The sequence below is a fragment of the Micromonospora lupini str. Lupac 08 genome (genome assembly GCF_000297395.2).
In the GTDB taxonomy this organism is placed as follows: domain Bacteria; phylum Actinomycetota; class Actinomycetes; order Mycobacteriales; family Micromonosporaceae; genus Micromonospora; species Micromonospora lupini.
Genome location: NZ_HF570108.1, coordinates 5500051 through 5526607, shown reverse-complemented (window position 1 = coordinate 5526607; position 26557 = coordinate 5500051). Strand labels below are relative to the sequence as shown.

Here is a 26557-nt window from a genome sequence, read left to right as displayed (position 1 = left end):
ATCGAATACTGCTGTGAGCAGATTCTCGGAAGTGGTCGTGCTGGCTGCCGACGCCCACGAGGTCATGGCTCAGCTGACCCGGGAGAACGACGGCACACGTCCGTGGAGCGGCGTCTTCGTGCCAATCGAGAGCCAATGGCCAGGTACGTTCGGCCGCGGCTGGGCCGCCGAGTTCACCCACCGGCGCCACTGGACCCACCTGCTGGATTACCTGCAGTCCCTCCCTTGGCCGCGCCCAGAGACGGTGCAGGTGCTGATCCATGACGAGGAGGACGACTGCTTCGGGCCTGTGGATGATGTACGACGGCGCGTTGCTCGAGGTGCCGCTTCCACGCACCGAGCGGTACGTCGCACATGACCCGTGGACCGGGAAGGAGTCGACGGAGATCAGCTACCTGTGCCGGACAGACGTCGGCCTGAGCCTTCCCGACGGGCCTGCGATGAACCGTCCCACGCCGTAACCCCGGCGGACTCCACGTCACATCGCACAGCCAGACCGTTCAACCTCCCGGGAGAGGAACAAGGTGCGACGCCCTACGTTCAAGCGAAATCCACCGCATCCCGTAGTCGGGCAAGCTGTCGCGAGGCCAGGAATTCGATCGGCTGCGTTCGGTCATCCGGGCAGTCTGGCACCCGGCCTGCGACGAGACGATCCCGCGACGGGCGGTGAAGCGCCTCCGGCTTCGGTTAGCGTCGCGCGCCGATCTGGGTGACGAATGCCCGCCAGGCAGCCGGACCAAAAGTCAGGGCTGGACCGGCAGGGTCCTTGCTGTCCCGGACGCCGACGACGCCGGGCAGGTCGTCAGCGACCTCGACGCAGTTGCCCCCGCTCGCGCCGCTGCGGGTGGACTTGCGCCAACGGGCGTTACTGAGGTCCATGATGGCTCTCAACTTCCTTCAGCAGGTCGATGGACTGCCGGCGCGGTTAGCGCCGCGCGGCGACCTGGGTGACGAATGCCCGCCAGGCCGCCGGACCGAAGGTCAGGGCCGGGCCGGCAGGATCCTTGCTGTCCCGGACGCCGACGACGCCGGGCAGGTTGTCGGCGACCTCGACGCAGTTGCCCCCGGACGAACCGCTGCGCCGGGACTTGCGCCAGGTGGCGTTAGTGAGGTCCATGATCGCTGTGCACTTCCTTCATCAGCTCGTTGGACTGTCGGCGCGGTAGGGCTTCGTTTCGGACGTTCTCCCACCTCGTCTGAAGAGTATGTAGCTCATCTTCGGTGTCGACCACGATCCCGCCCAGCTGATTTTCAAGGTGCCCGACCCAGCTCCCGTCACCGGCCCGTGCCAGCGCGAACGGCCCGGACAGCCCGATGTGGAGGCCGGCGCCCGCCGGAATCACATGGACGTGAACGTGCGGCAACTCCGCGACGGTGATGAGGTGCGCGACCTGCTCGGCAATGATGCCGGCGTATTCGTCGCCCGAGCGACGGAGCGCGGACTCATCCAGCACGGCCACCACCTGTGGCGGACTGTCACCGGTCAGGATCTTGTGTCGGCTCATCCGGGCGCTCACCTGCTGGTCTACCTCCGTGGCGGACATGAGGTCGTTCAGGCGCATCACGACGCGGGCGTAGTTCTCGGTCTGGAGTAGGCCCGGGATCAGAAGCGGCTCGAAGAGGCGAAGCTGTCGCGCGCCGCGTTCGGCGTCCAGCCACGGCAGGAACCACGACGGTGCGCCGAGTTTCGCCACCAGACGCCCGAACAGGCCGTCGTTACTGAAGGCGCGGTCCGCTCCCCGGATGAAGTCGATCGTCAGCGCCCGGTTGCCGCTCTCCACGGCGCTGACGTGCGAGGCGCTGAAGCCCGCTGCCCGGCCGAACGCTTCTTGCGTCATCCCGGAGGCTCCGCGAGCGCGGCGGATCTCGCTCACGATGAAGTCCGCGAGAGGGCTCGGCACGTCAGCCATTCAAGGCGCCTCAAATCGGAGATCGACTACCCGAGGTGCCACACCCCTGGAGCCTGCTCCGCCAGCTCCGGCCCGGACACCTGGAACGCCTTCCGAGCGTAGTGGCCTCCACAGCAGAGTGTCACCAGGCGGCGCGGCCAGCAGGCCTACGAGATCCGGCGGTCGCGTTCGTAGCGGGGCCGCTCCCGACGGGCGAGCACTCACGGGAGCGGCCCCTTCCCAACGGCACCAAGGGGGAGACCGTGCCCGACGACAAACCCGGGAAGCCCACACCGGAACCGGCAAGCCCACCACTCGGCGACCCGAATGCGCCCTACGAACTGTGGTCGCCCGGGACGATCGTTCCGCCCCCGGGCGCGAGCCGCGCTTTCGCGTACCCCTGGGGGTCGCGGTGATGGGGACGCTGAAGGCCGGCGACGTGATCCTCTTGACGACCGCGGCGAGCGTGCAGTTCCTGCGCCCGATCTTCGTGCGCGTCATCCGCGAGCTGCCCGAGCGGCACACGTACGACGGATGGGTCTGGATTGAGGGTTACCAGCTGAACGCGGCCGGCGACGCGGTCGCGCGGCGCGAGCTGTTCGTGCTGCGTGCGGGCGTGCGGTTGCAGTCCCTGCCCGTCGCACCGACCACGCCCGTTAGACGCCGACGAGCCCCGGTGCGGGTCGGATGATCGCGCGCCCTCGCCCGCACCTGCCGATGCGCCCGGCGTGGCTGTGCCGCAACTGCGCCGCGCCCTGGCCGTGTGGCCCGGCTCAGCTCGCCCTCGCTGCCGAGTTCTACGGTCACTCGATCGCGCTGGCGTTCTACCTCGCCGCGTCGATGCAGGAGGCGATCGACGACGCGTACGGCCTGGGGCTGTGCCCTGACCTGCCTGCGCTGCACGCCCGGTTCCTCGGCTGGCTGTCGCTGGCGCGACGGTCGCACCGGTAGCAGCGAACGCACCGGCCGGGTGGGGCAGCCCACCCGGCCGGTGTCGAGCCAGAACGTCAGTGCTTCTTGAACACCGGCATGGTGTCCAGTGTGGTGGTGATGTTCTGCGTGGTGCCGCCCCGGTACGTCTTCCCGGTGAAGATGTCGGTCCAGCTGTTGCCCGGCGGGAACCACACCGACGTCGTGGCGGTGGTGCCCGGCGTCGTCACCGGTGCCACCAGGTAGTCCGGGCCGTAGAGGTACTGGGAACCGGCGGTGGCGTACGCGGCCTGCTCATTCGGGTACGCCAGGTACATCGAGCGGACGATGGGCGTACCCGTGCGGGTGGCCTCCTTGGCGGCGGCGTACGTGTACGGCAGCAGCTTTTCCCGCAGGTTCAGGAACTTCTTGGCCGACGCGTTCGCCTCCGGGCCGTACTGCCAGGGCAGCCGATCGCTGTGGTTGGAGTGCAGCCGGTCGATCGGCTGGAACGTGCCGAACTGCACCCACCGGGCGTACAGGTCGTCGGGCAGCTTGGTGCTGCCCGGTTCGCTGCCCGGCTCCCGCAGGCCGCCCGTGTGCCCGCCGATGTCGTGGCTGACCGCGGCCAGTCCGGTCGCGGCCGACTCGCCAGGCGTGTAGCCGACCTCCATCTGGAGGGTCGACCAGTCGGACGTGGTGTCGCCGGTGAAGTGCAGGGTGGTGCGCTTGTCGGCCCACGGGCCGGTCGACACCGGCGTCGGGCTGCCGTAGCCGCCGGCCTGCAACGAGCCGTACGCCCGGGAGAAGGCGAAGCCGGTCTTGTCGGCGTACTGCTGATTGATCCAGGCGTCGGCGGTCACCCCGTCGAGCGAGGACTTCGTGTTGTCGCAGCACCAGTCCAGCCACCAGAAGTCCGGGCCCTTGCTGCCCTTCGGGATCATCCCGTCGTGCAGCTCCAGGTACGCCTTGAGCTGGTCCGGGTCACCGAAGTCGAACGCGTAGCAGTCGGCACCACCGTTGCAGCCGACGCGCTGGAGCTTGCCCTTCGCGGTGGCCTGCGCCTGCGCGAACTTCGGGTCCGAGCCGAGGATGCTCGGGTGGATGTTGATGCCGGTGTGCAGGCCCTGCTTCCTGGCCCACTCGAAGAACGCCTTCGGGTCCGGGATCCGGGTGGGGTCGATGCTCCAGCCGTTCCACTTGTCCGGCGCCTTGATGTCGGTGTCGAGGACAAGAACATCCATGGGTACGCCCTCGGCCTTGGCCCGGGCGACCAGGTCCTGGAACTCGGTGGCGGTGCGGTCGTAGTACTCGGAGTACCACACGCCGTACGCCCACTTCGGCAGCAGCTTCGTCGGCCCGGTCAGGGTGGCCAGGTCCTTCAGGGCGCGGGTGAAGTCCTGCCCGTACGCGAAGACGTAGCCGTCCTGCTCGGGAGCCGGCCGGGGCTTGGTGGTGCTCAGGGCCGAGGCCGAGTCGTCGAGCAGGTACCAGCCGTCCTGGTAGAGCAGGCCCGGAGCGGTGAGTGCGGAACCGGTCACGCCGTCCAGGCCACGGCGATAGCCGCCGAGCGGCGCGTGCGGGGCGAGCAGCGGGGAGCCCTTGCTCGTGACGGCGACCGTGTCGACGTTGACGTTGCAACTGGCGTCCGTGGGGCAGCCCAGCGTCACGGTGTTGGTGCCGCGCTCGAGGTGGATCGGGACGGAGACGGTGTTCCAGTAGTCCCACCCGCTGGTCGGCGGAAGGGTCGCCGTGACCGGCGCCGCCGTTCCGGCCGTGACCGACATGGTGCGCGCCTGACTCGGCTGGGCGCCGGCCTGGCCGTTGGCGTAGCGGATCTGCACCTGGTAGTCACCTGCCGACGGAACATCCGTCACGGTGAGCGCGTCGGCGGAGCTGGTGCTCTCCAGGCCGGCCAGGAATCCCGTACCGGAAGCGCCGTTGTGGTCGTTCGCGGGCCTCGCGCCGCCGGTCAGCGCGCCGGTCTCGGCCTCTGCCAGCGTGCCGAACCGCAGGGGCTGCGGCTGGGGCGGGGTCGGCGCCGGGAACGGATCGCCCGGGTTGACCACCGCGAGGCTGTCGACGTTCACGTTGCCGGAGTCGTTGGCACCCCGTACGACGCTGATCTCGTGCCGGCCCGCGGTGAGGTCGACCGGCACGGTGGCCAGGCCCCAGGTGTCCCAGTTCGCGGTGGGCGGCAGCGTCAGCGTGTGGCCGGCGTCGCCGTCGACCTGGACCGTCAGGGTGCGGGCCACGTTCTGGCCGTCGCCGCCGGTGCTGTTGGCGTAGCGGACGGCGAGCTGCTTCGCGCCGCCCTCCGGCGCGTCGAGCACGAACGTGACCGAGTCGCCGGACGAGGCGAAACCGGCCGCGAAGCCGCGCCCGGTGAATCCCTGGTGGTCGGTGGCCACGCCGGGACCGTTGAGCTGGAGCGATTCGGCCTCGCAGAGCGCACCGAACGCGCAGGCCGGGGCGGTGTGGCCGGCCCAGGGTTGGCCCTGCACGATCTGCTTACCGGTCGTGAGCCGCACGGTGAGGTTGTCGGCGGTGAACGCGCCCGAGCCGACCTTGTATCGCAGCGTCATCGCGCCGGTGTCGATGGTGAGCCAGCCGCGCTCGACGCGCTTCGTGAAACGCGTACGGGGGAAGTCGTCGCGCCCGATGGCGTTGAACGTGGCGGCGTCGGTGAACCTGCCGTCCTTCTGGTACTCGGTGCGGATCAGGGTCGGGGACAGCACCTCGAAACGAGCGTCGCCCGACCGTACGGCTTCGTCCTGCGCCTGGTGGTGGCTGGCCTGGGCCGGCGCGGACGGAGCGAGTGCCAGCCCCGTGATGAGAATGCCGGCCGCAGCGGCCGCCGTCGTGCGGCGGCGCGGTGAGTTCCGATAGAGCAAGATGCGCTCCTCGTCTCATATGGAGGAAATGAGTCGATGACAACGCTGTCACTCGACCGAAACACCTGTCAACGGGCGTCGGAGAGTGTCCCTTCTCTCTCCACGCAGAGGTTGACGACCATGACGCAACGGCGCTGAGCGCGGCGAGCTACCAGATGCGTGCGCGTTCGTCGATGAATCGAGGCGGGTCGCCGAGGAAGGTGTCGGCCGGGACCGCCCCGTGCGCCAGGCTCAGGGTGTCCAACCGGTACAGCGTGGCGCCGCCATTCATCCCGCTGAAGCGGTAGTTGATCTGCCAGCGCAGCCAATCGCCCTGGGCCAGTCGCACTGCGGGCGGCCGGCGGTGACGGCGCGGCACACCCCAGGATGCGGCAATCAGTTCCACCTGAAGCTGACCGTCCACCACCCGGAGGCGCGCCTCGCTGCGGTACGGCCCAGGTGCCGCGACGGCCTCGCGAGGCTCGAACCCATCGGCCTCGGCCATGTCGACCTCATGGGTGAGCGGCACCGCCTGTGTCGGCAGTGCGAACGACACCGGTACCGCGTTACGCCGAGTTGCCTCGATGCCGCCACGCGAACGCCTGGTCCACGACGTCCGAACCCACTGCACCACGGCATCCACACGCGGATACTCAGCCTGCTACCTGCCCCGACGCAACTCAGAATCCCGCCGGGTGTCCGCCTGCGTCCGGTGCGAGTGCGCTCAGCGGTGTCGTCGACGAGGCTGGTGGACCGATATCGGCTTGAGATCCTCATCGCCCAGCCGGTGTGCGATGGCCTGGGCCTGAACGTCCGGGTCGGTATCGTCGACCGGGAAGGTCACGACGTATCTACCCGGTAGTTCATAACGCAGTCCGCTCAGGTCGCGGGCGTAGTAGCTGATCTCGACCACCTCCGGGCGATCATGGGGCGCGCGAATCGCTACGTAGCGGCGAATCCAGGCTCCGCCGTCCTGCCCCCACCCTTCACGGCACAGCGTGGCCTGGAGGTTCTCGGCAACCGACCGCGCCGGCCACGTTCGGGCGGCGCGTTCCGCCGCTTGGGCTATCTCGTCCGCGTACGCGTGCGAGTCGAACCGGAAGCTGCCCAGCCCGACCTCCGGCCCCTCCTTGTGCACACGGTCGATGACTCTGAGACGCCAGCGATCCCAGATCACGTCAGAGCCGGCCTGGCTGACGTGGACCGTCAACTGGTCCTCGCTCATGTCGGATCCGCCTACCGCGACCTCTCGGGCTTCCGGTGTGGCAGTGAGCCCGTCCGGTCCCAGTAGCCACGAGGGCGCGAATCCCGCTACCGGCTGTCGGTGGAAGCCGTCCGGCGGGTACGCCGCGGCCACGACGTCGAGGCCATTGATGAGGAGCCGCATGCGGTGGGACGTGAACTCGGCGGGGAACAGCAGCGGCTCAAGCCTCAGGACATCGGCCACCCGGGCAGTCTAGCCAGCGCGGACCGTGGCCAGCCCGCCGCTCATCGTGCTGCCGTGACCAGGGCAGTCAGGGGGCAAGCGGTCAGCAGCCAGGGGCGCCGAGTGGTCCGGCGCCGGCGAGGGCTTCGACTGTCGCCGTTGGTGCGGCCGACTCCGCCGGGGTCGTTGAGGGCGCGACCGTGGGGCTCGGCGTGGCCGAGGGTGAGCTGCTCGGCGTCGGAGAGACGAGGGAGGCGGTGCTGCGCTGGACCTGCTTCGTGACCATCCTGATGGCGGTGGCGGTCGCCTGGTGGCCGTACACGTCGGTGACCCTGATGCTGTACGGCCCGGGGCCGACCCCGTCTTCGACGGTCCAGTAGTTGTCGACCTGGCGGGCCGCCTTGCGGAAGCCGCCGCTCGACCCCTTCGCCTCGACCGAGCGCAGCGGGTTGCCGTGGTTGCCGACCTGCACGGCGAACCAGTACTTCGACGCGCCGCCCTTCATCCGGAAGGTGAGACCGCCGTCGAGCGGCGGGTTCACCACCGCCCGGTACGTCACAGGCGCGATGCCCTGCGCCCGGTCGGCGATCCGGGCGAACGCCTCGTCGGAGAGGTCGATCTTGCTGGTCCCGCACCCGCCGCACTGGTCCATGACCATCACCCGGACCGTGCCCTTCGGGCCACTGACGTCCAGGTAGCTGCCGCAGGCCGCCGCACCGGCGTACTGCGACGAGCCCAGTGCCACGTAGAGTCGGTCCGCGGGAGGGCTCGGGAACGAGCAGGTACCGCCCGAGCGGCCCGCCTCGTAGAAACTCGCCGTTCCCTTGTGGACGGTGGTGCCCGTGGGCGGCGCGGCGCAGGCCGGGGTGGCACCGCCGCGTACGGCGAGGGTGACGCCGAGTACGGCGGCCAGGGCGGCGACCCCGGCGCCGGCCAGCCAGTGCCTGACCCGTCGACTCAACCGGGTCGTGCCGTTGTCGCCGGCCGGGGTGGCGTTTTCCGGATCCGTGCCTGGTGCTGCCGTCACGGCGGCTGATGTTGCCGCACTCCGCTGCGGCAGCGCAAAGCCGTGGAGCGCATGGTCACCCACCGGATCGGCGAGGAAGCGGTCCGTTGCGGCGGCGCGACCGCAGGGACCGCGGGGCCGACGGACACGGTCGCCCGCGCGTTATTCGCCGCAGTTCGGCAAGAAGGTCCCGTTGCAGGTTCCTCCTAGAGTTCCGGCCATGAACCGTCGACGCCCGAGCCGAACCTTCCTGCGGGTGTTCTCGGCGTTCTATCTCGTCTTCGCGATGACGCTCACGGGCCTCGGGATCTGGTCGATCGTGGTGCACCGTCGGGCGGCGGAGGCGTCGGCCGTGGTGCGAGAGGTCGAGCATCGCGGTGCGCGAACGTTCGTCACGGTTAAATTCACGACCAGCCGCGGCGAGACGTGTGACGTGCGGTTTCCCGTGGCGGTCAAGGCGAACCGAGCCGTGACCACCGGCGATCGCATCCGAGTCGCCTATGCCGAGAGCGACCCCTGCTTCGGTGTGCAGGAGATCGGCAACCGATCGAGATGGTTCATCGCCCTCATCGGTGTGGCACTCCTGGCCGTCGCCGCCATCCTGGCGTACGTCGTCTGGCGCCGGCCACGACCTCCGCTCCCGCTGCGGTACGCCGGCATGCCCTGACAAACCGACAGCCCTACGCCGGGACCTGCCCGCGATGCAGTTGATCCACTCGGCTTCCCTGACATCGGGGTGTTCCGGGGCCCGGGATAGGCCGGTTTCACGGAAGGCGAGATCACGGCCTAGGACGCGCTGCGCAGGACGTGGTCCCAGTCCACCGTGCGGGCCCAGTCGGCGTAGCTGTGCCAGGTGACGTCCGGGTAGCGGGCGTGCAGCGCGTCTATGTCGGCGAAGTCGGTGGTGTCCTCGAAGCGTTGGAACATGTCGGCGATCTCGTCGCCGGCCCACTGCCGGACCTGGTCCAGCGGCATCCGCCGGTACGGGATCTCGCGGCCGAGCACGTCGCCGAGGATGAGGGCCGCCTCCTCGCCGGTCACCCGGTCGGAGACGATGTCGATCCGCTCCCCGACGAACCGGTCGGGGTGCTCGATGGCGTGCACGGCGAGGCCGGCGATGTCCCGGACGGTCACCTGGTCCAGCGGCTTGCCCGGGGAGAGCGGGTTGGCCAGGACGCCGTCGGTGAGGCGGCTGAACCCGACGTTCAGGGCGTTCTCCATGAAGTACACCGGCCCGAGGACTGTGGCGGGGACCCGCCGTTCCCGCAGGTACGCCTCGACGAGCTGCTTGCTGTCGGCGTGGTCGATGTCGGTGACGACCATCCGGTCGGCGCCGCGCACGGAGGAGTAGACGAGATGCGCGTCGGCCCGCGCCGCGGTGTCCACCAGGAGGCGACCCTGGGCGACCTCCTCGTCCCTGCCGCCGGCGCCGAACGGCACGGACAGGCCGAAGATCGCGTCGGCGCCGTGTGCGGCGTTGGCGAGCGCCCGCGCATCGGCCAGGTCACCGACGGCGAGGCGTACGCCGGCGGTGGCCAGTGCCACGGCGGACGGTGACTCGGGCGACCGCACGTAGGCGGTGACGTCGTGGCCGTGGTCGAGCAGGAGTTCGGCGACAGCGCCGCCCTGCTTACCGGTGGCGCCGATGACGAGAACGGTGGTCACGGTGCGGCCTCCTCGATAGCGGTTCGGGGACGACGCCGAGTCTGTGCCCTCAACCATGGTTGAGGGCAAGCGTTAGGGTCGGGCCATGCCCAGGGCCCGCACCGCATTCCACGAACTCAGCGTCGGGCAGGTCGCCGACCGCAGTGGCGTGGCCATCTCCGCGCTGCACTTCTACGAGCGCAAGGGCCTCATCCGCAGCACCCGGACGGCAAGCAACCAACGTCGGTACGCTCGCGACACCCTGCGCCGGGTCGCGTTCATCCGGGCGTCGCAGCGCGTCGGCATCTCGCTGACGGCGATCCGGGAAGCCCTGGACCAGCTCCCCAGCGAACGCACCCCGACCCATGACGACTGGACCCGGCTGTCCGCGGCCTGGCGCACCGAACTCGACGCCCGCATCGCACACCTCCAGGCGCTGCGGGACGACCTCACCGAATGCATCGGCTGCGGCTGCCTCTCGCTGCGGTCCTGCCACCTGACCAACCCGCGCGACGTGCTCGGCCGCGAAGGCCCCGGCGCACGCCGCCTGCCGCAGACGGACTGACCACTGCCGTCTGCTCGTATCGCCACGCGCTCGAAGACCGCGTTCTAGGCTCCGAGATATGGCGGCGGCGTGCCCATTCCGAATTGGCGCACAAGCTCGGGCAGTGCCCTCACCCCATGATTCCCCTCGCGAGGCACCAACTCCGACAGAGAGGAAGCACGCATGGCTGTCAAGACGAAGGCACGTCCCGGCACCACGGAGATCCGGCCCTTCACGGTGGATATCCCCCAGGCGGACCTGGACGACATGAAAAGGCGGATCGCGGCCACCCGCTGGCCGGACAAGGAAATCGTCGACGACCAGTCGCAGGGCGTGCCACTCGCGACGATCCAGGCCGTCGCGCGTTATTGGGAAAAGGAGTACGACTGGCGCAAGGTCGAATCACGGCTGAACGCGCTACCGCAGTTCATGACCACGATCGACGGGGTGGACATCCACTTCATCCACGTGCGCTCGAAGCACGAGGACGCGCTGCCGCTCATCGTCACCCACGGGTGGCCCGGTTCGGTGATCGAGCAGTTGAAGATCATCGAGCCGCTCACCGACCCCACCGCTCACGGCGGCAGCGCCTCGGACGCCTTCCACCTGGTGATCCCGTCGCTGCCCGGTCACGGGTTCTCGGGCAAGCCAACGGTGGCGGGCTGGAACCCGCAGAAGATCGCCTCCGCGTGGACCGAGCTGATGAAGCGTCTCGGCTACTCGCGGTTCGTCGCCCAGGGCGGCGACTGGGGCGCTGTCATCGTGGACCAGATGGGCATCCAGGCGCCTCCGGAACTGCTCGGCATCCACACCAACATGCCCGGCGCGATTCCACCCGAGATCGACCTGTTGTTCCAGGGCGACACCACAGGCGCGAACAACGCCATGGGCTCGCTGCCCTCCGGCCTGTCCGCCGACGAGATGCGTGCCGCCGAGGAGGCCAACTACGTCTGGAAGCACGTCGCGTACGCCCTCATGATGGCGACGCGTCCGCAGACGCTCACCGGCCTGGCGGATTCTCCGGCCGGCCTGGCGTCCTTCCTGCTCGACCACGACGCGAAGAGCCTGGCCCTCATCGCGCAGGTCTTCGACGGGGCGCAGGCGGGCCTGACCCGTGACGACATCCTGGACAACATCTCGCTCTACTGGTTGACGAACACCGCGATCTCCGCGTCCCGGCTGTACGCGGAGAACAAGCTGTCGTTCTTCGCCGCCAAGGGCGTGAACGTCCCGGTCGCCGTGAGCGTCTTCCCGGACGAGCTGTACGAGGCCCCGCAGAGTTGGGCCGAGCAGGCGTACCCGAACCTCATCTACTTCAACAAGCTCGACGTGGGCGGGCACTTCGCGGCCTGGGAGCAGCCGAAGATCTTCTCCGAGGAACTGCGGACCGCCTTCCGGTCGCTGCGCTAGATGGCCGTGCACCTGCCTCCGCTGAACGGCGCGGTCGAGTGGCTCAACTCCGAGCCGCTCGGCCCCGCCGAGTTGCGCGGTCGCGTCGTGCTCGTGAACTTCTGGACGCTCACCTGCATCAACTGGCTGCGTCAGGAACCGTACGTCCGCGCCTGGTCGCAGGCCTACCGCGACGACGGCCTCGTCGTCGTCGGGGTGCACACGCCGGAGTTCACCTTCGAGCACGAGGTCGACTGGGTGCGCCGGGCGGTCGCGGCGCGTTCGATCGACTACCCGGTCGCCGTCGACAACGACTACGCGATCTGGAGCGCCTTCGCCAACCAGTACTGGCCGGCGCTGTACTTCGTCGACACCGACGGCGTCATCCGCGACGAGCACTTCGGTGAGGGGCGCTACGAGCAGTCCGAGCGGACCCTTCAGCACCTGCTCGGCATCGAGCGGAACCCCGTACCCGTCAACGGCACCGGCCCGGAGGCGGCGGCCGACTGGGACAGTCTGCGCACGCCCGAGACGTACCTCGGATTCCGTCGCGGCGACCACTTCGCGTCGCCCAACGGCGCGGCGCTCGACGAACGCCGCGCCTACGACCTCCCCGCGAGCCTGGCCCTCAACCAGTGGGCCCTGGCGGGGGAGTGGACGATCGGGTCGGAGCGCGTCGCCCTCGACCGGGCCGGCGGCAGCATCGCCTTCCGGTTCCACGCCCGCGACGCGCATCTCGTGCTGGCCCCCGGGGCGGGGCGGCCGGTCCCGTTCCGCGTGCTCCTCGACGGGGAGGCTCCCGGTCCGTCGCACGGCGTCGACGTCGACCCCGACGGCAACGGCGTCCTGGCCGACGGGCGTCTCTACCAGCTCGTACGCCAGCAGGATGCGGTCCGGGAGCGGACCCTGGAGATCACGTTCGACGAGCCCGGCGCGGCGGCGTACGCCTTCACGTTCGGGTGAGCCTGCGCGCACCGTCCGCGATAGTCTCGTCCACTGTGACAGCGCCCGAGATCACTCTCGCCACGCCAACGAACCGCGATGCCGTGGTCGGCACGCTGGTTGCCGCCTTCGTCAAGGACCCCATCCTGCGGCACCTGTTTCCCGACGACGCGACCTACCCGCGCTACGCCGCCGCCTTCTTCGGGCACCTCTTCGACAAGCGGGTGCACCGGTCGTCGATCTGGACGATCGCCGGGGGCGCGTCGGTCGCCATCTGGGAGCCTCCGGCCGCCGGGCACGAGTCGCCGGACGCCGACCTCGCCCCCGACTACCCGGCCGACGTGCTGGCCCGGGTGCGGGGCTACGAGGAGGCCCTGCACACCGTCCTGCCGGCGCACCCGTTCTGGTATCTCGGCGTCCTGGGCACGCACCCCGACAGCGCCGGACGCGGTTGGGGTCGTGCCGTCATGCGGGCCGGCCTCGAACGCGCCGCCGCCGACGGTCTGCCGGCGATCCTGGAGACCAGCAAGCCGGGCAACGTGGATCTGTACCGACGCGCCGGCTGGGACGTGGTGGCGTTGCTGCCGGAGCCCGTGCCCACCTGGATCATGCAGCAGCCGCCCCGCTGATCCCACCCGATCGTTGCGGGCACCGGATGTCGGGTGGGCTCCCTGCCCTGCCGCCTAGCGTTGCTGCTCGTAGGGGGAAGGAGGCCCGGGTGCTGGAGCGGCTCAACGAGGCCATGGCGCACATCGAGCGGCACCTCGACGAGCAGATCGAGGTGGCCGACCTGGCGCGGATCGCGCTGACATCGGAGTACCACTTCCGGCGGCTGTTCTCCGCGCTGGCCGGCATGCCGCTGTCGGAGTACATCCGTCGGCGTCGGCTCACCGTCGCCGGGGCGGACGTGCTGGCGGGGGAGCGGACGTTGCTCGACGTCGCCGTGCGGCACGGCTACGGATCGGCCGAGGCGTTCGCCCGGGCGTTCCACGCCGTGCACGGCGTGGGGCCGGGAGAAGCTCGGCGTACGGGGGCAGCGCTGCGCGCCCAGCCCCGGATGTCCTTCCGACTCACCGTGGAAGGGAGTGGCAGCATGGAGTACCGAATCGTCACCAAGGACGCGTTCGCGCTGGTGGGGCGCAGGGCCCGGGTCCCGCTGGTGCACGAGGGGATGAACCCGGCGATCGTCGCGTTCATCCGCGGCATCGACCGGGAGACGACGGCCCGGATCGAGGCGCTCTCCGATCAGGAGCCGGCCGGGATCGTCAACGTCAGCGACAACCTCGCCGACGATCGGGCCGAGGGCAGCGAGTTGGACTACTGGCACGGGGTGGTCACCGGCGGCACCCCACCGGAGGACCTGGACGCGCTTCCGGTGGCGGCCGGAACGTGGGCCGTGTTCACCACCTCCGGCGCGTTCCCGCAGGCCGTGCAGTACCTGTGGCGGGACGTCTTCACCCAGTGGTTCCCGTCCAACCCGTACCGCAGCCGACCCGGACCGGAGATCTCCCGGGTGCGGGTGTCCACGGACGGGACCACGGCGGACGCCGAACTGTGGATCCCCGTCGAGCGGGTCGTGGCCTGACGGGCGCGGCTCAGGTGGGAATGTCCTCCCAGTTCGTGCCGGGCGGCAGGTAGCCGGCCAACGGGTTGTCGCGCAGCGCGTAGGCGATGACCAGCAGGTCGTGTGGGGTCAACTCGGGCAGCCGGTCCAGCGGAAACCACCGCACGGCCACCGACTCGTCGTCGTTGACCCGCGCGGTGCCGGAGACCACCCGGCAGAGGAAGCCCAGGTTGAGAATTTCGCACTGGTCCCCGTTGGGGTAGGTGTGCGGGTGCGAGACGGCACTGGACATCCGGACCGGCGCCACGTCCAGTCCCGTCTCCTCCCGCACCTCCCGCAGCAGCGCGGCGGCCGGCTGCTCGCCCGACTCGACGAAGCCGCTGATGATCGACCACCGTCCGTCGTCGGCGCGTTGGCCGAGCAGCAGCTCACCGGCGTCGTTGCGGATCACCGCGCTGACGCTGGGCAGCCACAGCAGGTCATGACCGATGTGCTTGCGCATCCGCACGATGTAGTCCGGTACCGCCATCCGGCGATCATAGGCCGCACGCACGCGGCCACCGCCGACCCGTCGCCGTCGCGCCGCGCTCAGCCCGACCAGGCGACGGTACGACGGAAGCGCGCGTACTCCCCGGCCAGCTCGGCGTCGATCCGCTCGAGCCGGTCGGGTGTGACCACCACCGTCGGGTCCTGCCAGGGGCGTCCGGCGAGCATCCGGCGACGCAGTCCGATCGGCGGGTGGGCGGCGAAGAGCGAGGCCTCGTCGCGGACCGACAGTTGACGCAGCAGCGGCAGCCGGTCGGTGTTGGCCGCGCGCGCCTCGGCGAACGCCGAACGCCACCGGTCCGGACCGTGCCCCGCCCGCGCGTGGACGCGCACCGCCAACGCCATCGACTCTCCGGCCAGCAGGGCGTCGAGCAGGTTGGTGGCGGCCGTCGTGCCGGCGACCCGCGCGGCCAGGTCGTCGGCGAGGTACTCGGCGCGTTGGCTGTCCCGCAGCGCCACGATCACCAGCGCCAGGTGCGCGCCGAACAGCACCCGGGACACCACCCACTGGAACGCGCGGCCCAACGCGTCACCCACCATCTCCACCAGCCCGCCACCGACAGTCGTCCGTACCGGCCGGAACAGGTCGGCGGCCGACGCGAGCATGGTGAACGCGGGTTGGGTGAGCAGGCCCCGACGCGGGTCGCCGTTGACGAAGTGCCCGAGCTCGTGCCCGAGCAACGCCACCCGTTCGCCGGCGGGAAGCGAGCCCCACAGCGGCAGCCCGAGCCCGAGCACCCTGCGGCGTCGCAAGCCGACCGCGTTCGCGTACGCGTTGATGTCCCCGTCGACGCCGACCACGTCCGGCGCCGGCGCACCGATCGCCGCGGCCACCTCGTCGATCAGCCCGAACAGCTCCGGCGCCCGGTCGCGGGACAGCACCTCCAGATCCGGGTCGACCCGGCCGAAGCGCGGCCGGAGAGCGACAGCCAGGCCGACCATCGCCACACCCAGCAGGATCGCCAGGTTGGGAAAGGGAAACGCCACGATCAGCCATCCGCCGACGACCGCGAGGGCGAGCACGGCCGCGATCAGCAGCAGGGACGCCACCGCGGTCAGCGTCCGTGCCCTGTTCGACCCGCCGTCGCCGAGCGGCCGGCCGACCAACTGCCGGAACTGCTGCCCGGTCGCCCGGAACGCCAACCGGTGGGTCCACCTGTCGACCCAGGTCCAGCCGAACTCACGCTCGCGCCGCCGTGGGTCGTAGGCGTCCAGATTCCACTCGCAGCCGGGGCACCACGGCACCGCGTCCCGAACCGACGTGGTGGTGGTTCCGCATCCCGGGCACGCCCCCGCACCGGTCGTCATGTTGATCACGGGCACGAATCCTGCCCCAGCCCGCCGTACGCCGGAATTGGCCGTTCGGCCACGGCGCCTTTCCCGCGTCCAACGCCCCCACCTGCACTTCTTTCGCCGTTTTCGCCCGCAGCGCGCCGACCGTCTCTACTGTGGAGAGGGTTCGGCGACTTGCGTGATCCGGTGGCGGTCAGCCGGTTCGCGGTGCACAGTGATTGCCATGAGCGACAGCGAACGTAGTGGGCAGTTCTACTGGTGCACGCGGCACCACCGGGTCGAGACGGACGCCGACGTGTGCCCGGCGAAGCACGTCCTCGGCCCGTACAACTCGGCGGCCGACGCGGAGAACGCCCTGCAGCGAGTGCAGGAGCGGAACGAGGCGTGGGAGGCCGAGGACGCCCGTTGGGCCGGGGAGGACAGGTAGACGGCGCGGGACGGCCCGCGTCGCGGTAGTTCGTGCTCCGCGAGGACGCACGCGAGAGCACGTCCCCGAGGAGGAACCACGATGGCCGAAGCACAGCAGGCCACCACCCGTCCGGCTGCCCGACGCACCACCGCGAAGAAGACCGCCGCGGCGGAGCGCAACACGTCGGCGAGCCGGACCACCCCCGTGCGCAAGTCCACCACGGTCGCCGCCAAGGCGCCGGCCCGGAAGGCAGCCGGCGGCGCAGGACGCGCCCCGGCCAGCAAGGCCACCACGGCGGCGAAGAAGGCCCCGGCGAAGAAGACCGCGACCAGGGCCAGCGCGACCAAGACCACCGCGAGCAAGGCCACCCCCACCAGGACGGCCGCCACCAAGACCGCCGCCGCGAAGAGCACGGCGGCGAAGAAGACCACGGCCAGGACCAGCGCGGCGGCCAAGAAGGCTCCGGCCAGGACCTCGACCGCCACCCGTAAGACGACCACCGCCGCGAAGCGGGCCCCGGCGTCCACGGCGCGCAAGAGCACCACCGCCGCGAGCCGGACGACGGGTACGGCGAAGAAGACGACGAGCGCCGCCAAGAAGACGACAGGCGCCGCGAAGAAGACGACGGCGTCGGCGGCGAAGAAGACCACCGCCGCCGCCAAGGCGCCCGCGCGCAAGGTCGCGACCAAGGCGTCCGCGGTGAAGAAGACGGCCGCCAAGAAGGCCCCGGCGAAGAAGACGGCGGCGAAGAAGGCCCCCGCCAAGAAGGCCCCCGCCAAGAAGGCCGCGGCGAAGAAGACCGCTTCCACCCGCCCGAGCGGCGGCGCCCGCAACGCCCCGGCGAAGAAGGCCCCGGCCGCGAAGGCGACGGGCACCTCGGCGATCACCGCCCGCAAGTCGGCGGCGAAGAAGGCCCCGGCGAAGAAGACCACCGCCGCCAAGGCCCCGGCCCGCAAGGTGACCGCCCGCAAGTCACCCGGCCGCCCGGTCGCCGCACGAGCCACCACCCCCCGTGGTACGCGCAGCACCGCCCGGAAGGCGACCGGCTGACCGCAGGCGTCCTCGGCTCGACATCGGCTCGTCTCACGGGCCCGCCGTACCCGACGCGCGGCCCGCCAGGTTGCTCCGAGCTGGCGGGCCCGCACGCGGCTCTGCGCGAGGCGGTTCGACGGCGGGCGACGAAGATCTCGCCCGGTCACCGGAAGCGGATCACCGGCGGCGCTGTCAGGATTGACCCGTGGTCATCCGACGCGTACTCGCGCCCCGCATCGACTTCGGCGCGCTGCGCCGCGAACTCGGCCTGCCCGAGGGTTTCCCGGCGGCCGCCCAACGGGAGGCCGACGCGGCGGCTGCCGCGCCGCCCCGGCCGACCGTCGACCGCACCGACATCCCGTTCGTGACCGTCGACCCGGCCAGCTCACGTGACCTGGACCAGGCGATGCACCTCGCCCGCCGGCCGGGCGGCGGCTACCGGGTGCGGTACGCGATCGCGGACGTCGCCGCGCACGTCACGCCGGGCGGCGCCCTCGAGGAGGAGACCTGGCGGCGGGGGCAGACGGTGTACCTGCCCGACGGCCACGTGCCGCTGCACCCGCTGACGCTCAGCGAGGGCGCGGCCAGTCTGCTGCCCGACGACGACCGGGCCGCCGTGGTGTGGACCATCGACCTGGACGCCGACGGCGCCACCGTGGCCGTCGAGCTGGAGCGTGCTCTGGTGCGCAGCCGGGCGAAACTCGACTACACAGGGGTGCAGGCGGCGGCCGAGGCCGGCCGGCTGCCCGAGCCGATCGCGCTGCTGCCCGAGATCGGCGACCGACTGACCGCCCGAGGACTGCGCCGCGGCGCCATCAACCTGCCGCTGCCCGAGCAGGATGTGGAGCCCGACGGGGACGGCTGGCGACTGGTGCTGCGCGGGCCGGTGCCGATGGAGGAGCACAACGCGCAGATCTCGTTGCTCACCGGGATGGCCGCCGCCGACATCATGCTGGCCGGCGGGGTGGGCCTGCTGCGCACGATGCCGGCACCGAAGCCGGAGGCGGTGCAACGCCTGCGGGCGGCCGCCGCTCCGCTGGGCGTGCACTGGCCGGACGGCGCGGGCCCCGGTGAGGTGATCGCCGGCCTGGACGCCGCGCAGCCACGTTCCGCCGCGTTCATCGACCAGGCGGCCGAGCTGATGCGTGGCGCCGCGTACACCGCCTTCGACGGCGCCCGTCCGGAGCAGCCGGAGCACGGCGGGGTCGCCGCCGCGTACGCCCATGTCACGGCGCCGTTGCGGCGCCTGGCCGACAGGTACGCCACGGAGGTCTGCCTGGCCCTGCACGAGGGCCGGGAGGTGCCCGACTGGTCCCGCGCGGCGCTGCCCCGGCTGCCCGAGGTGATGGCCAGCACCGACCGGACCGCCTCGGCGGCCAGCCGCGGCGCCGTCGAGCTGACCGAGGCGGTGCTGCTGGAGCACCGGGTGGGGGAGACCTTCGACGCGGCGGTACTCGACGTCGACGCCCCGCCCAACGGTAAGTCCCGGCCCCGCCCGCCCGGCGGGACGGTGGCGCTGGACGCCCCACCGGTCCGCGGCCGCTGCCTCGGTGCGCTGCCGCTCGGCGAACGGGTCCGGGTCCGCCTGGTCACCGCCGACCCGGCGGCCCGCACGGTGCTGTTCGAGCTGGCCTGAGCCGGCCGGGCCACAGCGAGGCGCCCACCGTGGACCACTGGTGGCTGCCGTCATGTCAGGTACTGGTGGAACCGTGCCCGTGCGAGCAAGCAATAGATGTCGCCGCCGAGGCAGGCCCCGACTGGCCGGCGGCCACGGGCACCCGGTGCTCGTGGCCGCCGGCAATGTCGGCGTCGACCGGTCAGCGCAGCGCTGCGGCGATCGCTTCGGCAGGCGTCGCGGTCGGCCGTCCGATCAGGTGCCGCAGGTCGCCGGAATCGGTGAACATCTCGTCGCGGCTCATGGCCAGGTCGGCGTCGGCGAGAACATGCGCCAGTTCGGCGGGCACTCCCGCGTCTAGCAGCACCCGGGTGAACGCGTCGGCCGTGAGGTGGGTGTACTCGATGCGTTTGCCGGCGGCGGCGGAGATCGTCGCGGCCAACTCAGCCAGGGTGAAGGACTCGTCGCCGCCCAGTTCGTACGCCTTGCCGGCATGACCGTCGGTGGTCAGCACGACCGCGGCGGCGGCGGCGTAGTCGGCGCGGGTCGCGGCGCTGATCCTTCCCTGCCCGGCGGCCCCGACGACGGCTCCGCCTTGCAACACCTGTGGAAGCTGGGCGGTGTAGTTCTCCAGATACCAGCCGTTGCGCAGCATCACGCTGGGCAGTCGCTCGCGCAGGTACTCCTCGGTGGCGCTGTGAGTCGGGGCAAGGCTCGTGGTGGACGTGTCCGCACGCAGCATGCTCGTGTATGCGACCAGCGAAACGCCCGCCGTAACTGCGGCGTCGATGGCACGCCTGTGGTTGGCGACGCGTTCGCTCGGGGTCGTGGTGGAGATCAGCAGGAGTTTGTCCGCGCCCTCGAAGGCTGCCGGCAGGCTGGCGGGCTCGGCGAAGTCGGCCTGGCGGACCGTGACACCGCGGTCGGCGAGGTCTTTGATCCTGGAGACGTCACGGCTGGTCGCGATGATCCCGGAAGCCGGGACACCGCGGTTCAGAAGAGCTTTGACGGTGAGCCTGCCAAGCTGTCCGGAGGCTGCGGTAACAACGATAGACATGGTGGTCGTTCCATCCTGCCGTGGACCTCCCACGGCGCAAGGACCACGATCACCTGGTCGCTCTCCTTTGGTAAGTACGCACTTGCGGGTAAGGTGATCACCTGGACGTGAGGATCGAGGTAGGCGCGGTGACGACGGCCCAGGAAGTGAACGAGCCCACATCGTCATGGGATCCCTACACCCGTGGCTGTCCGTCGCGTGATCTGCTCGACCAGATCGGCAGTAAGTGGGCGGTCCTCGTACTGGGCGAACTCGGCCGCCACGGGGCGTGCCGGTTCACACGGCTGCGCCAGCAACTCGCGGGGGTCAGCGAGAAGATGCTCACCCAGACGCTGCGCACGCTCGAACGCGACGGCCTGCTGCTGCGAACGGTGTACCCGGAGACTCCGATCCGGGTGGAGTACGAGCTGACGCCGCTCGGCCAGACGCTGCGAGGTCCCCTGAAAGCGCTCACGGCCTGGTCGGTGGAGCACATCGAGGAAGTCCTCGGCGCTCGCGAGGAGTATGACGAGCGCACCGGCAAACGTTAGCGAGGCCGTCGAACAGCCGGTCCACAGCAACAGGGACGCCGTTCGGCGTACCGCCGCACCGTCATCCGGCCATCCATCCGAACCCCTGCATCGACCACTGCGGAGATCGGTTCGCTGCAGCGAACCTAGACAACGATCTCCAAACGGACTCAGCGCTTAGATCAACCCAAACCGTTCGTGACCGCCCTCTCACCGCGGCCGGCGCTGCTGACGCACCGGGCGGTTTGCGAGGATGAGCCCATGGCATACGACGCGAGCACGCTGCCCGACGTGTCCGGGCTGACGGTCGGCATCATCGGCGGCACCGGCGACCAGGGCCGGGGCCTCGCCTACCGGCTCGCCCGGGCCGGGCAGACGGTGCTGATCGGCTCCCGGTCGGCGGAGCGGGCCGCCGAGTCCGCCGCCGAGATCGCGGCCCTGCCCCGGATGCCGGCCGACGTCCGGATCACCGGAGCGGCCAACGACGAGGTGGCCCGCCGCAGCGACGTGGTGATCATCGCGGTGCCGTGGGATGGGCACGCCGCCACCGTCGCCGCCCTCGCCGAGCCGCTGGCCGGAACGATAGTCGTCGACTGCGTCAACCCGCTGGGCTTCGACAAGCAGGGCCCGTACGCCCTCACCGTCGCCGAGGGCAGCGCCGTCCAGCAGGCCGCCGCGCTGCTGCCCGACTCCCGCGTCTGCGCCGCGTTCAACCATGTCAGCGCCCCGCTGCTCGCCGACCCCGAGGTCGACCGGATCGACCTCGACGTGCTGATCTGCACCGAAGACCGGGAACTCGTCGACATCGTCGGAGCGCTCGCCGCCCGGATCCCCGGGATGCGCGGCATCTACGCCGGCCGACTGCGCAACGCCCACCAGATCGAGGCGTTCACGGCGAATCTGATCGCCATCAACAAGCGCTACAAGGCCCACGCCGGCATCCGCGTCACCGACCTCTGACGGCTCCTGACACCACGCGTGTTTGATGCTGATCGTGCCTTCGCCTGATCACCGTCGAGGCATTCCTCCACGTGGGCTGTTGAGGATGAGCGGCACGCTTCCCGGCGCCAGATACGGGTGGCCCTTGACGTACTCCAGGTGAACGTGGCCGCCGTCGTGCATGGTTGCTGTGTCGCGTAGCTGGTCGGCTGCCCGGTCACTCGTGATGTCGACGCCTTCGGCGGCGGAGTAGTAGTCGAGCTTTGTCCCGCAACCGTAGGTGCCGCTCCCGGGGCGGTTGTATCCGATCGTGTCGGAGGCTCGGCGCCCCGGCTTGCTCGATCTGTGCGCGCACTCTGCGGCCCAGGGGTGTGGCAAATTCCGAGGTGTGGTCACGTCCGCCGGTGGTAATGGTTGCGGCGGGGGAGTTGGTCGGGGTCGAGCCAGGCCGGCGGAACGAATTCCGGGTGACCGTCGCCGCCCAGCCGGACGGCCCACTCGCCGCGGTGGACGTGCCGGTGGTGATGCCCGCAGAGCAGCACCGCGTTGCGCAGGCTCGTGTCGCCGCCGTCGGCCCAGTGTCGGATGTGGTGGGCGTCGCACCAGCGCGGCGGGCGGTCACAGCCGGGGAAGGCGCAGCCGCGGTCGCGCAGGACCAGCGCACGACGCAGAGGCCCGGTGATGAGGCGGCGATGCCGGCCCACGTCGAGGGTCTGGCCGGCGCTGCCGAGGACGGCGGGCAGGATGGCGGCGTCGCAGGCGAGCCGCCGCACGGTCTCCGGGGCGAGCTCAAAACCGCTGTCGAGCGTGCCCGCGCCGATCTGCCGGACGAGGCCGTCGAAGCTGGTGGTGACGACGAGCTGCGCCGGCTCGCCGCCGTGCTCGGGCAGCTCACCGGTTCGCAGGCTGAGTCGACAGAGGCCGGCGAGCGCGTCGTGGCGGCGTTGCCCGGGGGAGCGTTGGTCGTCGGGACCGGTGGGCGCGGTCAGTGGGTCGATGGCGGCGCGGAGCAGGCCGGCGGTCTCGCTGTCGAGGGTGCCGGTGAGGCGCAGGCGGCCGTCGGCGAGGGTGGAGAGAGTGACGTGGCGGTCGCGGGCGGCCCGGCGATCCTCGGCGTCGAGGGCGGCCTGGGCGGCTCGGTCGGCGATATCGGGTGCGATGTGGTCGAGGATGCGGGTGCCGAGTCTGCGCAGCAGGGTGGGGTCGAACTGCCCGGCCCACTCGACGAGCACGCCGACGGCCTTGCCCGCGACCGCGCTGCCGGCGGCGCTCTCGACCGTGGTGACGGTGTCGGCGATGACCCGGGCCTGATCGAGGGTGATGTCGGCGTCGGCCAGGGCCTGTCGTATGCCGGGGTTGCCGGCGTCGAGGGCGGTGGCGAGGTCGACGAGGCGGCGGGCTGCGGGGACGGTGAGGTGCAGGCGCTCGCGCAGCCACACCGCCGTGGAGGACGCCCCCTGGACGATGGGTGTGCCCCGACCGTCGAGTTCGCGGATCAGGGCCAGCTTGACGGCGGCGAGACGCTGCTCGACGCGGTGCGCGGCGTCGAGCGCCGCGATGAGGTCATCTGCTCCGAGGGCCCAGACCGCCGTGTCGGCGCAGGCCGCGACCACGGCCTCTGCCTGCGCCAACCCCTCCACCATGACCCGAGACTAGAACACCTGTACGACACTTTCAGCGGCCAGGATCGATTGATCCGTCCCGCGTTTCAGACCGCAAGTGGCGGGGCCGGCCGGTGACGGGAGACACCGTGTCGCCGACCCCGCCGCTCGCGTGCCGCTCCACGTTGTGCGGCTCCACGTTGTGCGGCTCCACGTTGTGCGGCTCCACGTTGTGCGGCTCCACGTTGTGCGGCTCCACGTCGTGCCGCTCGATGCGTGGCCGGCGGATCGGGCAGCGGGCAACCACGCCGGCACTCAGAGCGTGGGCCGTGACGATCACGGCCCGTGGCGCGCGGACCTGGCCTGCGGCCCGTGGCGCGCGGACCTGGCCTGCGGCGCGCGGACTGGACCCAGCCTGCGGACCCAGCCTGCGGACCCGGCCTCGGCCCGCAGCCCACGGCCCGCTCTAGAAGGTGTGCTCGGCTGCCGGGAACTCGCCGCCGCGGACCTCGTCGGCGAAGCGGCGGGTGGCGTCGGTGAGGACGTCGGCCAGGTCGGCGTAGCGCTTCACGAAGCGCGGCGCCTTTCCGGTACGCAGGCCGGCCATGTCCTGCCAGACCAGCACCTGGGCGTCGGTGTCCGGGCCCGCGCCGATGCCGACCGTGGGGATCGACAGTTCGTGGGTGATCCGCTTGGCCACCTCACCCGGCACCATCTCCAGCACCACAGCGAACGCCCCGGCCTCGGCCACCGCCCGCGCGTCGGCCAGCACCTCGTCGGCCGTGTCGCCCCGGCCCTGCACGCGGTAGCCGCCCAGGGTGTGCTCGCTCTGCGGGGTGAAGCCGATGTGCGCCATCACCGGGATGCCGGCCCCGACGATCGCGGCGATCTGCGCGGCGTTGCGGCGGCCACCCTCCAGCTTCACCGCGTGGCAGCCACCCTCCTTCATGAACCGGACGGCGGTGCGCAGCGCCTGGGTCGGGCCCTCCTCGTACGAGCCGAACGGCAGGTCACCGACGACGAGGGCCTGCCGCGTCGAGCGCACGACGGCCCGTACCAGCGGAAGCAGGTCGTCGGTGGTGACCGGAAGGGTGGTCTCGTAGCCGAACACGTTGTTCGCGGCCGAATCGCCGACCAGCAGCACCGGCACGCCGGCCCGGTCGAAGATTCCCGCCGTGTACTGGTCGTACGAGGTGAGCATCGGCCACCGGTCGCCGCGTTCCTTGGCGGCGATCAGGTCGCGGGTGCGGACCCGACGGGTGGCCGGTCCGCCGTACAGCGCGGTCACCTCGTTCGGAGTGGACTCGGTCATGACTGTCTCCTTCCTCGAGGCCGCCTGCGCGGTCCCCGGGTTCCGTCGCGATCGTCGCACCGGAAGACCGGGTGACGGCAGGGCGCAGTGGAAGATGTCACTCACGACCGCCGTACCGGGCCGGGTTCGGTGACCCGGCCCGGGTGTACGGGCCTCAGCCGTTCTCGCGCCACCGGTTGGTGATCGGCAGACGACGGTCGCGGCCGAACGCCTTCATGGAGATCTTCGCGCCGGGCGCCGACTGGCGTCGCTTGTACTCGGCGGTATCCACCAGCCGCAGCACCTTGTCGACGACGGCCGGGTCGTGGCCCGACTCGACAAGCCCGTCGCGGCCCAGGTCGCCGTCGACGTAGCCGATCAGGATCGGGTCCAGCACGTCGTAGTCGGGCAGGGAGTCGCTGTCGAGCTGACCCGGGCTCAGCTCGGCGCTCGGCGGCTTGCCGATCGAGTTCTCCGGGATCGGGGCGGTCTCGCCGCGGCGGGCCGCGTCCGCGTTGCGCCACTTCGCCAGCCGCCACACAAGCGTCTTCCAGACGTCCTTGATGGGGTTGAAGCCGCCCACCGAGTCGCCGTACAGGGTGGAGTAGCCGACCGCCAGTTCGCTCTTGTTGCCTGTGGTGAGCACCAGGTGGCCCTCCTGGTTCGACAGCGCCATCAGGATGACACCGCGTACGCGGGCCTGGAGGTTCTCCACGGCGATCCCGGACAGCGACAGGTTGGCCAGGAAGGCGTCCACCATCGGCTGGATCGGCTCGACGCGGTAGTCCAGCCCCGTGCGCTTGGCCAGGTCGGCGGCGTCCTCCCGGGAGTGCTCGGAGGAGTGCTGGCTGGGCAGCGACACCCCGACCACCCGGTCCGGGCCGAGCGCGTCGACGGCGAGGGCGGCCACCACCGCCGAGTCGATGCCGCCGGACAGGCCGAGCACCACCGACGCGAACCGGTTCTTGTTGACGTAGTCACGCAGGCCGAGCACCAGCGCGTGCCACACCTCGGCCTCGTCGGCCACCGGCTCGATCAGCCCGCCGGCGACGGCCGGGCCGGACGGCGCGGGCGGGATCACGTCAAGCGTGTGGTGCGCCACCCGCATGCCGTCCGCGACGTTGCGGCTGCCCGGGGCCGTGGTCGCGGCCGGCAGTTCGACGTCGTGCACGAGCAGGTGCTCGACGAACTGCGGGGCGCGGGTGAGCAGTTCACCCTCGGAGGTGACGATCATCGAGTCGCCCTCGAAGACCAGCTCGTCCTGCCCGCCGATCATGTTGACGTACGCGATGGCGGCGCCCGCCTCGGCGGCCCGGCGGCGCACCAGCGGCAGCCGGATGTCGTCCTTGTTCAGCTCGTACGGCGAGCCGTTGATGTTGACCACCAGGCCGACGCCCGCCTGCCGGGCGGCGGCGAACGGCCCGCCGGCCTGCCACAGGTCCTCGCAGATGGTCAGCGCGACGTCCACCCCGCCGATCCGCACCACTGTCAGCCGGTCGCCGGAGACGAAGTAGCGGTCCTCGTCGAAGACGCCGTAGTTGGGCAGGTGGTGCTTGAAGTAGCGGGCGACAACGGTGCCCCGGTGCAGCAGCGCGGCGGCGTTGCGGGCGCCCCGGCCCGGCTCGGCGTCCCCGCTCACCTGCGGCGGCCCGTCGGCGTCCAGGTAGCCGACCACGACCGGCAGGTCACCGAGACCGTCCTCGGCGAGGTCGGCGGCGAGCCGCTGGACGGCCGCCTGGGACGCGGCGACGAAGGACCGTCGGAAGACCAGGTCCTCGACCGGGTAGCCGGTCAGCATCATCTCCGGAAAGAGCACGAGCTGGGCGCCGGCGTCGGCGGCCTGGCGGGTCCAGCTGCGGACCAGGTCGGCATTGCCGGCGAGGTCGCCGACGCTCGGGTTGACCTGGGACAGGGCGAGACGCAGGGTGGGCATGCCTTCATCTTGCCCCAGCAGGGCCGGAGCAATCCGTACCGTCGGACGAGATGGCGGCCACGCTCGGACGCCGCGCGGCGGTCCGGCCGGATCGGTACCGCTCGGCGGGCGGGACACGAGGGGACGGGCGGCGGCGGTTCGCGTAA

General features: G+C 71.0%; 29 protein-coding genes. 14 read left to right on the top strand and 15 right to left on the bottom strand.

All coding sequences use genetic code 11. The features are described 5' to 3' along the window. Window positions 1-13: 13 nt before the first annotated feature. Entirely contained in the window at window positions 14-358 is a 345-nt protein-coding gene (locus tag MILUP08_RS35560; protein WP_193376583.1) for a hypothetical protein, read from the top strand. 329 nt (window positions 359-687) lie between these two features. On the opposite strand, the gene MILUP08_RS26180 is transcribed toward MILUP08_RS35560, so the two are convergent. From MILUP08_RS26180 to MILUP08_RS26170, 3 genes are read right to left on the bottom strand one after another with little or no spacing between them, the layout of a single operon-like run. Beyond that, on the bottom strand, window positions 688-879 hold the full coding sequence (locus MILUP08_RS26180; RefSeq protein ID WP_007463379.1) for a DUF397 domain-containing protein: 192 nt from the start codon (window positions 877-879) through the stop codon (window positions 688-690). A 46-nt stretch (window positions 880-925) separates the two neighbouring features. Continuing rightward, window positions 926-1117 (bottom strand): DUF397 domain-containing protein, encoded by a 192-nt coding sequence (locus MILUP08_RS26175; RefSeq protein ID WP_007463378.1) that lies wholly within the window; start codon window positions 1115-1117, stop codon window positions 926-928. After that, window positions 1104-1910: a helix-turn-helix domain-containing protein gene (locus tag MILUP08_RS26170; RefSeq protein WP_007463375.1), complete on the bottom strand. Its 807-nt coding sequence runs from the start codon at window positions 1908-1910 to the stop codon at window positions 1104-1106. Before MILUP08_RS26170 ends, MILUP08_RS26175 begins: the two co-directional genes overlap by 14 nt. 394 nt (window positions 1911-2304) lie before the next feature. On the opposite strand from MILUP08_RS26170, the gene MILUP08_RS26165 reads away from it, so the two are divergent. Continuing rightward, window positions 2305-2580 carry a hypothetical protein gene (locus MILUP08_RS26165; protein ID WP_007463371.1) on the top strand — a complete coding sequence of 92 codons (276 nt, stop codon included), beginning with the start codon at window positions 2305-2307 and terminating at the stop codon, window positions 2578-2580. After that, entirely contained in the window at window positions 2577-2840 is a 264-nt protein-coding gene (locus MILUP08_RS26160; protein ID WP_007463369.1) for a hypothetical protein, read from the top strand. Before MILUP08_RS26165 ends, MILUP08_RS26160 begins: the two co-directional genes overlap by 4 nt. Before the next feature lie 56 nt (window positions 2841-2896). On the opposite strand, the gene MILUP08_RS26155 is transcribed toward MILUP08_RS26160, so the two are convergent. The 4 genes from MILUP08_RS26155 to MILUP08_RS26140 form a co-directional block, all read right to left on the bottom strand. Continuing rightward, window positions 2897-5692, bottom strand: coding sequence for a TIM-barrel domain-containing protein (locus MILUP08_RS26155; RefSeq protein WP_007463367.1), 2796 nt, complete (start codon window positions 5690-5692; stop codon window positions 2897-2899). A gap of 148 nt (window positions 5693-5840) precedes the next feature. Then, window positions 5841-6227, bottom strand: coding sequence for a hypothetical protein (locus tag MILUP08_RS26150; RefSeq protein WP_202805237.1), 387 nt, complete (start codon window positions 6225-6227; stop codon window positions 5841-5843). A 168-nt stretch (window positions 6228-6395) separates the two neighbouring features. Continuing rightward, the gene (locus MILUP08_RS26145; RefSeq protein WP_007463363.1) at window positions 6396-7118 is read right to left on the bottom strand and encodes a hypothetical protein; all 723 of its coding nucleotides are present in this window, start codon (window positions 7116-7118) and stop codon (window positions 6396-6398) included. An 82-nt stretch (window positions 7119-7200) separates the two neighbouring features. Then, on the bottom strand, window positions 7201-8124 hold the full coding sequence (locus MILUP08_RS26140; protein WP_007463360.1) for an expansin EXLX1 family cellulose-binding protein: 924 nt from the start codon (window positions 8122-8124) through the stop codon (window positions 7201-7203). A 199-nt stretch (window positions 8125-8323) separates the two neighbouring features. Between MILUP08_RS26140 and MILUP08_RS26135 the strand changes: the two genes are divergently transcribed. Beyond that, on the top strand, window positions 8324-8770 hold the full coding sequence (locus MILUP08_RS26135; protein WP_007463358.1) for a DUF3592 domain-containing protein: 447 nt from the start codon (window positions 8324-8326) through the stop codon (window positions 8768-8770). A gap of 119 nt (window positions 8771-8889) precedes the next feature. On the opposite strand, the gene MILUP08_RS26130 is transcribed toward MILUP08_RS26135, so the two are convergent. Then, complete coding sequence (locus MILUP08_RS26130) at window positions 8890-9768, bottom strand: NmrA family NAD(P)-binding protein (protein WP_007463356.1); 879 nt, start codon at window positions 9766-9768, stop codon at window positions 8890-8892. 85 nt (window positions 9769-9853) lie between these two features. On the opposite strand from MILUP08_RS26130, the gene soxR reads away from it, so the two are divergent. The 5 genes from soxR (at window position 9854) to MILUP08_RS26105 (ending at window position 14207) form a co-directional block, all read left to right on the top strand. Beyond that, a complete protein-coding gene (soxR, locus tag MILUP08_RS26125) occupies window positions 9854-10312 on the top strand; it encodes a redox-sensitive transcriptional activator SoxR (protein WP_007463355.1) in 459 nt (152 codons plus the stop codon). Between the two features lie 162 nt (window positions 10313-10474). Beyond that, window positions 10475-11701 carry an epoxide hydrolase family protein gene (locus MILUP08_RS26120; protein ID WP_007463353.1) on the top strand — a complete coding sequence of 409 codons (1227 nt, stop codon included), beginning with the start codon at window positions 10475-10477 and terminating at the stop codon, window positions 11699-11701. Continuing rightward, window positions 11702-12643, top strand: coding sequence for a redoxin family protein (locus tag MILUP08_RS26115; RefSeq protein ID WP_007463351.1), 942 nt, complete (start codon window positions 11702-11704; stop codon window positions 12641-12643). It abuts the gene before it with no gap. Between the two features lie 35 nt (window positions 12644-12678). Then, window positions 12679-13251: a GNAT family N-acetyltransferase gene (locus tag MILUP08_RS26110; RefSeq protein ID WP_039906661.1), complete on the top strand. Its 573-nt coding sequence runs from the start codon at window positions 12679-12681 to the stop codon at window positions 13249-13251. An 89-nt stretch (window positions 13252-13340) separates the two neighbouring features. After that, the gene (locus MILUP08_RS26105) at window positions 13341-14207 is read left to right on the top strand and encodes an AraC family transcriptional regulator (RefSeq protein WP_007463344.1); all 867 of its coding nucleotides are present in this window, start codon (window positions 13341-13343) and stop codon (window positions 14205-14207) included. 10 nt (window positions 14208-14217) lie between these two features. On the opposite strand, the gene MILUP08_RS26100 is transcribed toward MILUP08_RS26105, so the two are convergent. Then, window positions 14218-14715 (bottom strand): NUDIX hydrolase, encoded by a 498-nt coding sequence (locus tag MILUP08_RS26100; RefSeq protein ID WP_007463342.1) that lies wholly within the window; start codon window positions 14713-14715, stop codon window positions 14218-14220. A gap of 59 nt (window positions 14716-14774) precedes the next feature. Next, window positions 14775-16040, bottom strand: a complete 1266-nt coding sequence (locus MILUP08_RS26095; RefSeq protein ID WP_083916061.1) for a M48 family metallopeptidase — start codon at window positions 16038-16040, stop codon at window positions 14775-14777. Between the two features lie 208 nt (window positions 16041-16248). On the opposite strand from MILUP08_RS26095, the gene MILUP08_RS34915 reads away from it, so the two are divergent. From MILUP08_RS34915 to MILUP08_RS26085, 3 genes are all read left to right on the top strand, one after another. Continuing rightward, on the top strand, window positions 16249-16452 hold the full coding sequence (locus MILUP08_RS34915; RefSeq protein WP_083915919.1) for a hypothetical protein: 204 nt from the start codon (window positions 16249-16251) through the stop codon (window positions 16450-16452). An 81-nt stretch (window positions 16453-16533) separates the two neighbouring features. Next, window positions 16534-17484 (top strand): histone, encoded by a 951-nt coding sequence (locus tag MILUP08_RS34910; RefSeq protein ID WP_193376582.1) that lies wholly within the window; start codon window positions 16534-16536, stop codon window positions 17482-17484. A 187-nt stretch (window positions 17485-17671) separates the two neighbouring features. Further along, window positions 17672-19102: an RNB domain-containing ribonuclease gene (locus MILUP08_RS26085; RefSeq protein WP_007463336.1), complete on the top strand. Its 1431-nt coding sequence runs from the start codon at window positions 17672-17674 to the stop codon at window positions 19100-19102. A 181-nt stretch (window positions 19103-19283) separates the two neighbouring features. Here MILUP08_RS26085 and MILUP08_RS26080 read toward each other — a convergent pair whose 3' ends face one another. Continuing rightward, window positions 19284-20171 carry an SDR family oxidoreductase gene (locus tag MILUP08_RS26080; RefSeq protein WP_237747193.1) on the bottom strand — a complete coding sequence of 296 codons (888 nt, stop codon included), beginning with the start codon at window positions 20169-20171 and terminating at the stop codon, window positions 19284-19286. A gap of 80 nt (window positions 20172-20251) precedes the next feature. On the opposite strand from MILUP08_RS26080, the gene MILUP08_RS26075 reads away from it, so the two are divergent. Together MILUP08_RS26075 and npdG are read left to right on the top strand one after the other, a co-directional pair. After that, window positions 20252-20668 carry a winged helix-turn-helix transcriptional regulator gene (locus MILUP08_RS26075; RefSeq protein ID WP_202805300.1) on the top strand — a complete coding sequence of 139 codons (417 nt, stop codon included), beginning with the start codon at window positions 20252-20254 and terminating at the stop codon, window positions 20666-20668. Window positions 20669-20908: 240 nt separating this feature from the next. Further along, window positions 20909-21607, top strand: a complete 699-nt coding sequence (npdG, locus tag MILUP08_RS26070) for an NADPH-dependent F420 reductase (RefSeq protein ID WP_007463329.1) — start codon at window positions 20909-20911, stop codon at window positions 21605-21607. A gap of 48 nt (window positions 21608-21655) precedes the next feature. Here the strand turns inward: npdG and MILUP08_RS37475 are convergent, their stop codons facing one another. The 4 genes from MILUP08_RS37475 to MILUP08_RS26050 all read right to left on the bottom strand — a co-directional run bounded on the left by MILUP08_RS37475 (window position 21656) and on the right by MILUP08_RS26050 (window position 26411). Next, a complete protein-coding gene (locus tag MILUP08_RS37475) occupies window positions 21656-21982 on the bottom strand; it encodes an Imm32 family immunity protein (RefSeq protein WP_007463327.1) in 327 nt (108 codons plus the stop codon). Then, window positions 21979-23229, bottom strand: a complete 1251-nt coding sequence (locus MILUP08_RS26065) for an HNH endonuclease signature motif containing protein (RefSeq protein WP_007463325.1) — start codon at window positions 23227-23229, stop codon at window positions 21979-21981. Before MILUP08_RS26065 ends, MILUP08_RS37475 begins: the two co-directional genes overlap by 4 nt. A 424-nt stretch (window positions 23230-23653) precedes the next feature. Then, the gene (gene panB, locus MILUP08_RS26055) at window positions 23654-24499 is read right to left on the bottom strand and encodes a 3-methyl-2-oxobutanoate hydroxymethyltransferase (protein ID WP_007463321.1); all 846 of its coding nucleotides are present in this window, start codon (window positions 24497-24499) and stop codon (window positions 23654-23656) included. Between the two features lie 154 nt (window positions 24500-24653). After that, window positions 24654-26411, bottom strand: coding sequence for an NAD+ synthase (locus tag MILUP08_RS26050; protein ID WP_007463318.1), 1758 nt, complete (start codon window positions 26409-26411; stop codon window positions 24654-24656). Window positions 26412-26557: the final 146 nt, after the last annotated feature.